Source organism: Synechococcus sp. R55.8, assembly GCF_047461895.1.
In the GTDB taxonomy this organism is placed as follows: domain Bacteria; phylum Cyanobacteriota; class Cyanobacteriia; order Thermostichales; family Thermostichaceae; genus Thermostichus.
In genome coordinates, this window is record NZ_JANSIB010000049.1 from 1 (window position 1) to 12,263 (window position 12,263).

General features: G+C 61.8%; 9 protein-coding genes. 7 read left to right on the top strand and 2 right to left on the bottom strand.

The window, feature by feature from the left end; genetic code table 11:
* Nucleotides 1-213: 213 nt before the first annotated feature.
* Nucleotides 214-1,767, bottom strand: coding sequence for a TolC family protein (locus NW829_RS06605; RefSeq protein WP_414416710.1), 1,554 nt, complete (start codon nt 1,765-1,767; stop codon nt 214-216).
* Nucleotides 1,768-2,356: 589 nt separating this feature from the next.
* Here NW829_RS06605 and NW829_RS06610 point away from each other — a divergent pair.
* The 4 genes from NW829_RS06610 (at nt 2,357) to NW829_RS06625 (ending at nt 7,184) form a co-directional block, all read left to right on the top strand.
* On the top strand, nt 2,357-3,721 hold the full coding sequence (locus tag NW829_RS06610) for a hypothetical protein (RefSeq protein ID WP_414416711.1): 1,365 nt from the start codon (nt 2,357-2,359) through the stop codon (nt 3,719-3,721).
* 41 nt (nt 3,722-3,762) lie between these two features.
* Nucleotides 3,763-6,168: a primosomal protein N' gene (gene priA, locus NW829_RS06615; RefSeq protein WP_414416720.1), complete on the top strand. Its 2,406-nt coding sequence runs from the start codon at nt 3,763-3,765 to the stop codon at nt 6,166-6,168.
* 99 nt (nt 6,169-6,267) lie between these two features.
* Nucleotides 6,268-6,639: a YtxH domain-containing protein gene (locus tag NW829_RS06620; RefSeq protein WP_011433806.1), complete on the top strand. Its 372-nt coding sequence runs from the start codon at nt 6,268-6,270 to the stop codon at nt 6,637-6,639.
* Nucleotides 6,636-7,184, top strand: coding sequence for a hypothetical protein (locus tag NW829_RS06625; RefSeq protein WP_414416712.1), 549 nt, complete (start codon nt 6,636-6,638; stop codon nt 7,182-7,184). Before NW829_RS06620 ends, NW829_RS06625 begins: the two co-directional genes overlap by 4 nt.
* On the opposite strand, the gene metG is transcribed toward NW829_RS06625, so the two are convergent.
* On the bottom strand, nt 7,181-8,737 hold the full coding sequence (gene metG / locus NW829_RS06630; protein ID WP_414416721.1) for a methionine--tRNA ligase: 1,557 nt from the start codon (nt 8,735-8,737) through the stop codon (nt 7,181-7,183). The genes NW829_RS06625 and metG overlap by 4 nt on opposite strands.
* Before the next feature lie 87 nt (nt 8,738-8,824).
* Between metG and NW829_RS06635 the strand changes: the two genes are divergently transcribed.
* From NW829_RS06635 to NW829_RS06645, 3 genes are all read left to right on the top strand, one after another.
* Nucleotides 8,825-10,708 (top strand): FAD-dependent oxidoreductase, encoded by a 1,884-nt coding sequence (locus NW829_RS06635; protein ID WP_414416713.1) that lies wholly within the window; start codon nt 8,825-8,827, stop codon nt 10,706-10,708.
* A gap of 65 nt (nt 10,709-10,773) precedes the next feature.
* The gene (locus tag NW829_RS06640; protein WP_414416714.1) at nt 10,774-11,064 is read left to right on the top strand and encodes a hypothetical protein; all 291 of its coding nucleotides are present in this window, start codon (nt 10,774-10,776) and stop codon (nt 11,062-11,064) included.
* Between the two features lie 90 nt (nt 11,065-11,154).
* On the top strand, nt 11,155-12,263 hold a 1,109-nt coding region (locus tag NW829_RS06645), incomplete at its 3' end, for an ATP-binding protein (RefSeq protein WP_414416715.1).

The following is a 12,263-nucleotide window of genomic DNA, read 5'->3' on the forward strand; positions in this document are numbered from 1 at the left end:
TGGGGCATCCCGTTCTTTTCGCGTCAGCGGGACGTAGTCCTTAAAGCGCAGGAAATGTCCTTTTCGCGCTAGCGGCGCGGAGCGCTTTGCGTCAGCATGAGTGCGGGAGTATGTCACAACAGCTCAAGTTGGAATAGAACTGTTTCGTCGCGGTATCCATAGCACCCCTCTCCTTTTGGAAGAAGGGCTGGGAGTGAGGGAGAAAGGCTCAAGTCAAAGGCTGCCAATGGCCCGTTTCAGTTGTACCAGGGCGCGATTGTAGGCGATTACAGCATTGGAAAGGTTGCCACGGGCAGTGGTGAGGGCAGCTTCAGCATTGATCACCTCCGTTTGGGTGCCCACCCCCGCTTGCAGGCGCAGCCGGGCCAAGCGCAGGCTCTCTTCTGCTGAGGCAATTGCCACTTTGGCCGAGTCGATCTGTTCGCGGCTGGAGCTGAGGGTCAGGAAGGCTTCTTCCACCCCCCGCTGGATTTCATTGCGGGTGCCGACGAAGTTGCTCACGGCCACCTGTCCATCGATCTGGGCTTGGCGGGCTTGGGCAGCCGCTTCTCCCCCATCGAACCAAGTCAAGCTGAAATTGGCTCCGACCGAATAGCCAACATCAAAGCTATCGCGGCTGGCGTTGAAATCGTTAACGGCATCGAGGCTGGCGAACAAGCCAATTCGGGGGCCATTGCGGGCTTGTGCCAGGCGCAGGCGGCTTTGGGCCTGCTCCAATTCTCGGCGCCGGCGCTCCAATTCCTGTCGTTGGGCAAAGGCAGCAATGATGGTCTCTTCCAGGCTGAGATCCCACTCCCCCATCGGCTCAATGCGGTCGCTGGCCAACACGTCGGTGGGGCTGGGGAAATTCAGCAGTTCGGCCAGGCGGCGGCGATTCAGTTGTTGGGTGTTTTGAGCCGCCAGCAAGGTTTGTCGATTGTTGGCCAATTCCGTCTCTGCCTGGAGAATCTCAAAGCGGGTACCCAGCCCGACCCGTTCTCGGGCTTGAGCATCCCGCAGGGTGGCTTCGGAACTTTCGACGGCAGCTTGGCTGATGGCAACCCTGGCGTCCGCGCTTTGCAGATCGTAGTAGGCATTGGCCACAGCTTGTTTGACCGTCTGCAGCGTTTGCTCCAGCTGCAGTTGGGCGATGCGCAGCGCTTCTTGGGCCAGCTTCAGGTTTTGCTCCCTAAGGCCACTGTCAAAGGCGGTATACTCCACCCGCACCACACTGGCCGAGAGGGTGTGGGATTCGCGCCTTGGCCCACCACCAGGAGAGGGAGCCTCACTGTACTGGTAGTTGGCACGGCTGGAGAGGGTGGGAGCAAAGGCAGCTTGAGCTAGAGCTACCCCGGCCTCGGCCCGCTCGACAGTCAGTCTGGCCTGCTGCACAGCCGGGTTCTGGGCAACGGCGATCTCCAGAGCTTCTTCCAAAGACAAGCCCTCCCTTCGCTCGATGCGCACCTGCAAGGGGGATTGGGGCACCACCAATTCTTCAGCCGTCAAAGCCCCCTTTAGAGTCAGGTCAGCCGCAGGGGTGGAGTCAGCAGGGTTGGGGGGAATCGATAGGGTGGGGGGGGATGGGGGGGTGAGGATTTCGCGGCTGTTGGGCAGAGCAAAGGCAGCAGAGCTGGGAGATTCCGGCTGAGCAAGAGCAGGGACAACCCAGAGCAGGCTCAACAGTAGGCCACAGGGAGCAGAACAGGCAAGGCACAACTGGGATCCCGCCGAGTTTGTCTGCCGTTGAGGAAGTTGAAGCGGATCCCTGGCTCCATTTTGCATCGCCATCGTGCGGTCATTCTCAACATCACCCCTAGCAGTATCGCAAAATGAAGGACAAAGATAAGACGGTTTTCCGCAGGCTCGCTGGCTGCCCTGTTCGGGCCAGTGGAAGCGAGTCCTCGCATTTGCCCCTGCAACGATGAGGCCGACCTGCGTCTGCCAGGAGCTCCGAGCACGGGCGGGACTCCTCTACACTCAGCAGAGACGCTTGGATTGAGACCGAGTCGATTTAGATTTAGACTCAGTTTAGAATGGTGGGGCCATCTGTCCGTGATGGCGGGGGTGGGTGTTGTGGGCGATGAAAGGGGGCAAGGTGGCAGACTCTCAGAGCACGCCCAAGCAAGGGGAGACCTCTTCCGGTCGGGATCGGGCCTCGCGGCCGAAAAAAAGTAAGCCAAGCCCTTCTGCCCAGTCCGGGGATTTGGGAACCTCAGAAGCAAGAGCGCGGCCAAAACAGGCCGATAGCACTCCGCGCCGTGCGGAGCAGCAGGAGATTTTACAAGATCACCCTTCTGGCTTGAACCCGCCCAAAAATCTCTCTATACTGCAGGGAACTTTATCATTTGCTCCCGCTTCTTCATCTCTCCTTCAATCTATGCGTGCTCCCTCTTCAGGTGACTCGGATCCCATCCTTTCAGAGACTCATGCGGGCTGTTCAGCATCCGAACCGGATCCCAGCACGGAGCGCCATTTGGCCCTGAGGCAGCGCCAGGAATTGGAGAACCGTCTGCTCAAAGCCGAAGCCGAGCTCCAAGAGCGGCGAGTTCTTCAGGAACAACTGCAGGCTTTGCACCAGAAGGTGGCCGAACAAGAGAAGGCGCTGCAGGAGCGGGAGCATCTCTTGCAACAGTTGCAGCAGACTTTGGCGGCTCAGAAAGTCCAGATCTCGGATCAGGAAGCTCAGCTTGCTGCTCGGCAACGCTTAAATGAACGGCAGCGGCAGGATATCGAGGCCCTGCAGGAGCAGATTGAGCAGCTACGCTTGGCCCACGCTCAGGAGCGCCGTCAATGGGAACAGCGCCAGCAGGAGCTGCAGGCCTCTCTGCTGGAAGCCCAGGATGTGGCGGAAAAGCGGGTGGAAATGCTGCAACGCTTTAAGGCAGAGCTTTCTCTGGCCCGCACTCAAATTGCCGAAACTCAGGCGGAGCTGAGCAGCCTGCGGGCTTTGTACAGCGACCAACAGGCAGCCTGGCAGGAGCAACGGGAACACCTCGAGGCCCGTTTGGCGGGCTATGCCGAGACGGAAGCCGAGGCCGAGCAGCGCTGGCGGGAACAACGGCAAGAGCTAGAAGCAGCCCTGGCCGAAGCCCAAGCTCAATTGGCGGCTTTGCAAGCTCAGCAGGAGCATCTGCGCCAGGGATCCCTGGCGCAGCAACAGCTTCAACAGCAGTGGCAGGCCCAGGCCGAAGCGCTGCAAGTGGCCCTCTCCCAAGCCCAGGCGGAAGTTACCCGTTGGCAGCAAGAGCACCGCCATCTGCAGGAACAGTACGCCCAAGCCCAGCAGCATCTCTCCGCCATGGAGCGGCAGTTGCAGGCTGCCTTGGAGCAGTTGGCCGCCCAACCCGACTGGCAGCCACAGTTGCGCTCTGCGCAGGCAACCATTCTCCATCTGCAAGAAGAAATTGCAACCTTGTCCACGCAACTGGAGAAGCAAGCAGAGCAGATCAAAGCCCTGCAAGGGGAGCGTGCTGCCCTGTGGGAAGAAAACCGCTCTCTCCGAGAAAAATACGAGCAGCAGCAGATGCATGTGCTGAGCTTGAAGGCGGCTTTGGAACGCAAAGGCTTGGATGTCCCACCTCGGGCCGATACCTCCAGCGCCCTCACGCGAACAGAGTCCCTTGGCCAGGCTCTGTCTCCAACCCCTGCTGCCAAGCCTACAATTCAGCCCCTGGCCCAACCTCTACCGTCTCGGGCAAGCAAGCGGGCGGTCGATCTGCCGAGGTTTCTGCCCCGTCCGTGAGGGATCCCGTGTTGCAGCCTGTGCCTCCCCGCTGGCTGGAAGTGTGGGTGGATCATCCCCATTTGGGGGGTTGCTTTACCTATCGTGTGCCAGAGGGATCCGCGCCAGAAGCGGGCGACCTGCTCAGCGTACCCTTTGGTCAGCAAATGGCGGGGGCAGTGGCCTTGGGTTGGCGCTCCGAGCTGCCGGCAGGGGTGGATCCGCAGTCGGTGCGGGAGATCGAGGCGGTGGTGGCCAAAGGGATCCTGCCCAAAGAATTCTGGCCCCTGCTGCAGCGGGTGGCCGACTATTACCTCACCCCTCTGGCCCAGGTGGTGCGCACGGTATTGCCCCCCGGCTTGCTCAGCCGTTCTCAGCGGCGTGTCCGCTTGCTCAGGCTCCCTGCCGAAGGGGAGGAATGTTCGCCGGCTGCCCAAACCCTGCTGCAGCTGCTTCAGGCCAAAGGGGGAGAGCTGTCTTGGCGCTATGTGCAACAGCAGGTGCCCACTGCCGCCCTCGCCCTGCGGGAACTGCAGCGACGGGGTTGGGTGGAGAGCTTTTGGCAGGAGCAACAGGGGGGCAGGGTGAAAACCCAGCTGGCCGCCAGTCTGGCCGACGACTCCCCAGAGGGGCTGAGCCTCCCTCAGCAGAAGGCGCTGCAGATCCTCAAGCAGAAGGGGGGAGAGCTGCTGCTCGCCGAGTGGGAGCGCCTGGCAGGAGTGAGCCGAGCGGTTCTGCAGGGGTTGGCCCGCAAAGGCCGTGTCCACCTCTACGAGCGCCCACTGCTGCGGCTGGGAGATGCCAGCCTGCCGGGGTGGCGGGATCCGCCCAGGCCCTTGACGGCCGCCCAGGCCCAGGCGGTAGAGGCGATCCGGCAAGCTTTGGGCCGGTTCCAGCGGTTTTTACTGCACGGGGTCACCGGTTCTGGGAAAACGGAAGTGTACCTGCAGGTGATCGCCCAGGTGCTGCAGCAAGGACGGTCGGCGCTGGTGCTGGTGCCCGAGATCGGCCTTACCCCGCAACTGATGGATCGGTTTCGGGCGCGGCTGGGATCCCAGGTGTGGGCCTACCACAGCGGCCTCTCGGAAGGCGAGCGCTACGACACCTGGCGGCAGATGCTGTCCTCCACCCCCCAAGTGGTGATCGGCACCCGCTCGGCGGTGTTTGCCCCCTTGTCCAAGCTGGGCCTGATCGTCTTGGACGAAGAGCACGACGACAGCTTCAAGCAGGATCAGCCCCAGCCCTGCTACCACGCCCGTCAGGTGGCCGAGTGGCGGGCCGAGCTGGCCGGTTGTCCCCTGGTCCTGGGCAGTGCAACCCCAGCGGTGGAAACCTATGCCGCCCATCTGCAGGATCCGCAGCGGTGGATCCGGCTGGCCCTGCCGCAGCGCATCCCCCAAGCTGGGATCCCGGCCACCCTGCCCCAACTGGAGCTGGTGGACATGCGCCAGGAGCTCCAAGCCGGCAACCGCAGCATCCTCAGCCGCCGTCTACACCAGGCCCTGCAGCAGACGCTGGACAGAGGGGAACAGGCCATTCTCTTTGTCCCCCGCCGCGGCCACAGCACCTTCGTCTTGTGCCGTAGCTGCGGGTTTGTCCTCACCTGCGAGCATTGTGATGTTTCTCTCACCTTTCATCTGGCCCATCTCGGCGGGCAGGAACTGCGCTGCCACTACTGCGGCGCCCGCCAACCCCATCCGCAGCGCTGCCCCGCCTGTGGATCCCCCTACCTGAAGCACTTCGGCACCGGCACCCAAAAAGTGGTGGAAGTGCTGCACCAGCATTGGCCCCAGCTCTCGATTTTGCGCTACGACAGCGACGCCACCCGCCGCAAGGGATCCCATCGCGATTTGCTGGAGCAGTTTCGCAGCGGCAAGGCCCAGGTGCTGGTGGGCACGCAAATGCTCACCAAAGGGCTGGACATACCCCAGGTAACCTTGGTGGGCGTGATGGCCGCCGATGGGCTGTTGCACCAAGCCGACTATCGCGCCGGCGAGCGCAGCTTTCAACTGCTCACCCAGGTGGCAGGGCGCTCGGGCCGGGGATCCCTGCCAGGACAGGCGATTATCCAGACCTATCTGCCGGAGCACCCGATTTTGAGGGCGGTGCTGGCCCAAGATTACGAGGGCTTCTTGCGGGCAGAACTGCAACAACGGCGAGAGGGGGGCTATCCTCCCCACCGAGCTTTGATTTTGATCCGCTTGAGCAGCACCCGCCTGGAAGCCCTGGAGCGTTATTGCCATCGGGTGGCCGAACGCCTACAGGGGATCCCGGCAGAGGTGTTGGGGCCGGGGCCAGCTCAGGTGGAGCGGGTTGCCGGACGCTACCGCTGGCAGATCCTGCTGAAGCAACTGCCCGACCAAGATTGGGATCGCCCGAAGCTGGCTGCCCAGATTCAGGCCGCCATTGGCCATCTCCCCCAAGGGATCCGCGTCAGCATAGATGTGGATCCCCTGCGGATTCTCTAGGAACAGTTGACCCGGCGCGCGGCAAGCCCGCCGATCCCGCGAGATCTTAGGGTAGTCTGGTTTCGGGGCCACCCGTATCCAACTCAACTCTGGCAAAGCATGGCTGAAAACCGGACTGGCGCGTTTATTGGTGGGCTGTTGCTGGGAACTGCTGTGGGCACCGCCATTGGCCTGCTCTTGGCTCCCCGCAGCGGACGGGAGACGCGGCGACTGCTGAAGAAATCGGCAGAGGCCCTGCCAGAGGTGGCAGAAGATGTGACCAGCAGTCTGCAATATCAATCGGAAAAGTTGTTCGACGCTGCCCAACGCAGTTTGGATGAGGCTCTGCTGCGGCTGCAGCAGGCAGTGGCGGTGGGCAAAGAAGCCATGTTGCAGAAGCGAAGGGAGCTGCTCCAAGCCCAGAACTCGCGTCCCTTTGGCGGGGAAGAAGCTGACCTAGAAGCTCGGGATGGGGAGGAGGCGGCGGGATGAACGACCCGGTCTTTTGGCTCGGCCTCTCGGTAGGCCTGGTAGCAGTGGGCATTTTGGCAGTGATCCTGACCCTACTACCTGCCGTCATTCAACTGGGTCGAGCTGCCCAGAGCGTGGAGCGCTTTTTCGACACGCTGCTGCGGGAATTGCCGCCCACGCTGGAGGCCCTGCGCCTGACCAGCCTGGAAGTGAGCGAGATTGCCGACAGCCTCGACGAAGGGGTGAAAGGGGCTGGGCAAGTGGTGAAGCAGGTCAACCGCTCCATCGAAGGAGCACGCACCCAAGCCCAGGGCGCCCAAGTCAATATCCGCAGCTTTTGGGCAGGGGTACGGGCAGCCTGGCAGACGCTGTCCGGCGAAGTGCCCCCCACCACTGGCGCGATTCACAACCCGCGGCTGCGCCCATCCGACCCGTCCAACCGTGCTTTCCCCGTCGCTTCCTCAACCATTCCCCTGGGGGATGTTCGCCCTTTTGCCGACAGATCCACGCCAGAGGGATCCCAAGCCGCTGCCCAATCTTCCCGACCGGACATCGCCAATCCCTAGGCGTTCCTCAGGATCTTCTGAAAGACAGGCGTAGGAGGCTGGGGCTCTTGCCCGGGGGGAAGCTGGCCCCAAGTCGCATCGGGATCCCAGCGCAGTTGCAGGGTGTCGGCGAGGGAGAACCCCAGCTGCTGCAGGATCTTGAGGCTGAGAGCGGGAATGAGGGGGGAGAGCAGGACTGCCACCCAGCGCACACTTTCCAAAACGGCGTAGAGAATCTGAGCCACCCGTTCGTTTTGCCCTTGCTTGTGCAGCGTCCAAGGAGCCTGCTCATCAAGGTATTTGTTGCTGGCCTGGGCTAAGCTGAGGGCTTTGCGGGCAGCAGAGCTGGGATCCAGCCGCTCGTAGGCGTCGGCCACTGCCGGGGCAAGGCGCTCGGCCAGGGTTTTGAGGGGGTGATCTGCAGGGATCCCGACGGCGGGAACGCGGTAGTCGGATTGATATTTCCTGAGCATGTTGAGGGTGCGGTTGAGCAAGTTGCCCAGGTCGTTGGCCAGATCGGCGTTGAGCACGTCAACGAAGCGGCCCTCGCTGAAATCGCCATCCTTGCCCAGCTCGATTTCCGTCAGAAAGTAGTAGCGCACGGCATCGGCGCCGTATTGCTGCACCAGCTCAAAGGGATCCACTGTGTTCCCCAGGCTTTTGCTCATCTTGAGGCCATCCTTGGTGAGAAAGCCGTGGCCAAACACCTGCTTGGGCAGGGGCAGACCGGCCGACATGAGCATAGCCGGCCAGTAGATGGCGTGGAAGCGGACAATATCCTTGCCCACCAGGTGCACATCCGCAGGCCAGTAGCGGCGTAGGGCATTTGCCAAGGTGGGCTCGTCGTCAGGATCCAGAGCGGCACTGATGTAGTTGATCAGGGCGTCAAACCAGACGTAGAGGGTTTGGCCGGGATCCGCCGGAAAAGGGATCCCCCAGGAGACACTAGGGCGAGAGATGGAAAAGTCCCGCAGGCCCTGCTTGACAAAGTTAATCACCTCATTGCGGCGGCTTTCTGGTTGGATAAACTCCGGCTGCTCGGCATAGAGGGCTTCCAGCTTTTCCTGGTAGCGGGAGAGGCGAAAAAAGTAGTTTTCTTCATCTTTCCACTCCACTTTCTTGGTGGGGTGCAGAGGGCAAAACCCACCTTCTAGCAGCTCCGCCTCGTCTTTAAACTCTTCGCAGGCAACGCAGTACCACCCCTGCTGCCGCCCAACGAAAATATCCCCCTGATCCCAAACCCGCTGAAAAAACTCCCGCACAATGGCTTTGTGGCGAGGGTTGGTGGTGCGGATAAAGCGGTCGTAGCGGATGTCTAGCAACTGCCAAAGCTGGGCAAACTGAGCCGCAATCTCGTCACAGTGCTGCTGAGGGGGAATGCCGCGCTCTTCGGCGGTGCGCTGGATCTTCTGGCCGTGCTCGTCAGTTCCCGTCACCATCAGCACATCCTTGCCCCGCAGGCGGTGGTAACGGGCAATGGCATCCGCCACCAGGGTGGTGTAGGCGCTGCCGATGTGGGGAGCGGCGTTGACGTAGTAGATGGGGGTGGTGATGACAAAGGTGGAATCCGGCATGAGCATCCGCAAGGCTTTCTCCCATGATAGAGGTTGCGGGAAAGTCCAAAAGGCCAAGCCAGAGCGTGGGTGTGGAGAGGTCATTCGATGAAACTTCAGGTCAACCTTCTGGGGTGGAGCGGTGTGGCGTTGGGAGTAGGGATCCTCGGGGCGGGAGCGGGCCTGGCCCAACCCTCGACGGCGCCCCTGCCGGAAACCCGGATCCCCTGTGAGATTTTCATCGCGGGGGGTGGGCTGGGGGGGGTGGCGGCGGCCTATGACGCGCTGCAACTGGGCCGGCAGGTGTGCATGACGGAGATCAGCGATTGGATCGGGGGGCAGGTGAGCGCCCAGGGGGTCTCGGCTTTGGACGAGCGACCCCTGCAGCGAGAAAACGACATCTTCCCCAGGGGCTACAGCGAGTTTCGCCGGCGGGTACGGGAAAAATACGGCGGCGATCCCAACCCCGGCAAGTGCTGGGTAAGCGTGCTCTGCTTTTCCCCGCAGGTGGGCCATCAGGTGATCCGGGAGATGTTGGATCCCTATCTGCAGTCGGGGCAGTTGCGGCTGTTCACCGAGACGGTAGTGAAGGATTTGGAGATCAAAGACTCTCAGATCCGCAGTGTGCAGGCCATTCGCAACATCCCCAAACACGCCGGCGTGGAGCCGGAGCAGCGGGGGGATTTGTCCACCTATCTCCTGGACTTTTACCGCCTGGAGCCCACCGACGACTGGGACAAGGAGATCCTGCGCTTTGAGCCGCCGCCAGAACGCCAGGGGAAAACCCTGCCCTGGGTGGTGATCGATGCCACCGAAACCGGCGAGCTGCTGCCCTTGGCGCGGGTGCCCTACCGCCTGGGAACTGATGGCCAAAGCCGCTGGGAACCCAGCTCCAAGCCCTATGTGGATCCCTACTGTACCCAGGGCTTCACCTACACCTTTGTCCTGGAGCGCTCTGCTGTGCCCCAAGTCCCCATCAAGCCCGAGTTCTACAACGACCCACTGCACGGTCCCTACTACAGCTTTGAACAGCCGCGCTTTAACTTTGGCCTGGTCTTTACCTACCGCCGCATCCGGGGACAGGTGTTTGGCTTTGGGGAAGAGGCCATCCGGGTGGGGGATCAATCCATGCAGAACTGGACCTGGGGCAACGACTGGCGCATCACCGGCCCGGAGATGAACCTCATCCTTACCCACGAGCAACTGCAGGCCTCAGGCCAACTGCAGCCGGGCGGCTGGATGGGGGGCCTGCGGGTGGAAGCCCTGCGGCGAGCTGAGCAGCATGCTAAGGGCTTTTTCTACTGGCTGGTGGCGGGAAGGACGGATTTTCTCCTGCAACAGGAGGATCCCAACTTTCAAAAAGACTTCTACTTGCGCTATGCCTACCTACGGGGGCCCAATACCCCCATGGGAACTGCCAGCGGCCTCTCCAAGTACCCTTATATCCGCGAGTCGCGGCGCATCATTGGTCGGCCCAGCCTCTCCTACCCAGAAGGATTTACCATCTACGAGTCGGACATCACCACACGGGAATCGGAGTTGAATCGTGGTCGCCCCTTTATCTTCTACGACTCAGTGGGGGTGGGCCAGTACCCCATCGACTTTCACGACTGCCTGCTGCCGGATTTTTCGCTGCCTCCCAGCAACAATAAAGACTCGCAAGCGCCCAGCTACCCTTACCAGATCCCCCTGCGGGCGCTGATCCCCCAGCGCATCGACAACCTTTTGGCCGGCAACAAAAACATCGCCACCAGCCGCATTGCCAGTGCCTCCTACCGGGTGCATCCGGTGGAATGGGCCATTGGCACCGCCGCCGGCCACACGGCCCACTTTGCCCTAGAACGGGATCTGATCCCGGCGGAGATCGTGGAGGAGCCGCTTTTGGATTTGCGGCTGTTGCCAGCTCTCCAGGCCCAAATCCAGAGCTTGGGCAACCCCATTCAATTTCCTGGCACCACCATTACCGCCACCGATTGGGCCCAATCCCGCTAGCCTAGAAAGGCAGGGTTGGGAGTTGACCGGTGGATCCCGTTGGGGTTGGACTTGTGGGCTGGGAGATGCTTCGCCCCTCTTTATGGGCCGCCACGGCTCTGTGGGGCTTAGGGCTAATGTGGGGGTTTTCGCCGCTGCATCACAAGCTGCAGGAGGGCTGGGAAAAGCAATTGCCATGGGATCCCAGTGGAGCTTTGGCTTCCTTGCTGAGCACCCTTCCCTTTTTGCTGGCAGCAGGCTTGGTGGTGGCTCTGACAGAGATCTCCTTGGGCAAAAGCTGGGCCGTCTCCTGCGGCCTGATCGCCTGCGTCGGCGGAGGCCTCTATGAACTGGGCCGGCGGGACAATGCCAGGTAACTCAAGCGCTCCGTGTTGTTAACGCAACTACCCCCAGTCTCCTCCCCTAGGGAGCGGATAAGCAACGCCAAGTTAGAGCGGCTTCAAGCGATGACCCCCCTCCAAGAAGCAGCAGAAGCAGCGGCCAAGCTGCTGGTATTCCGGGACATCTGCACCCACCCCCTAGCCCTAGCCTGGCAGGAGCTAATCCAGCAGTTGATGAGTGGGGATCCCCTGCCGTGCTGGGCGGCCTACGGGCGCTGGTTTGAGCAGTTGGCCCGGCAGGGCCTGAGCTGGCGGGAGTGGCTGATCTGGGAGATCCGCTGGGCCGATAACCCCTTTGCCCGTGCAGCGCTGCAGCCCCAAGGGATCCCAGGGCTTCTGATGCAGGCGGCCCGCCACGATCTCCGCTGTCTGCAAACCTTGGCGGATAGTCAGGAGACCATTGCCGAGCAAATGCAGGCGCTGGGTCTGGGGATCCCCTGGCCCGATGGGGAAACCGATAGCGCTGGCTGGGATCCCCGCCCTTTTGCCGATTGGGGCCTGAGCCTGGAGGACTTGATTGCCCACTACCGCCAAAGGGGGGTAGGGCTCTGTGGTCGCTACTGGGCCTTTCGCTGGGGGCCAGCAGGGCTAGAAGGGATCCCTGCTCCCGATCTGCCTGACTGGGAGGAGATCTACGGCTACGAACGGCAGAAACAGCAGTTGGCGGCCAACACCGAAGCGCTGCTGCGGGGAGATCCGGCCCTGCATGTGTTGCTCTACGGGGCGCGGGGCACCGGCAAGTCTTCTCTGGTGAAGGCGTTGTTGCGCCGCTACGGCCCGCAGGGGTTGCGCCTATTGGAGCTGAGGCGAACAGACTTGATTCAGTTGCCGGAGATTTTGGCAGAGCTGCGGGCGCAGGTGTTGCCTTTTATCTTGTTTGTGGACGATCTCTCCTTTGAGGCAGAGGAAACCGAGTTCAAGCAGCTCAAGGTGCTCCTGGAGGGGGATCTCGTTGCGCCGCCCCTCAACGTGCGTCTTTATGCCACCAGCAACCGCCGCCATCTCATCCGCGAGTTTTTCGGCGACCGTCCCAATCCCCAAGATCAAGAAGTCCACGCCTGGGATACGGTCCAGGAAAAGCTGTCGCTGCGGGATCGCTTCGGCCTCACCCTCACCTTCACCCCCTTCACCCAGGGAGATTACCTGGCAACCGTAGAACACTTGGCCCAGCGGCT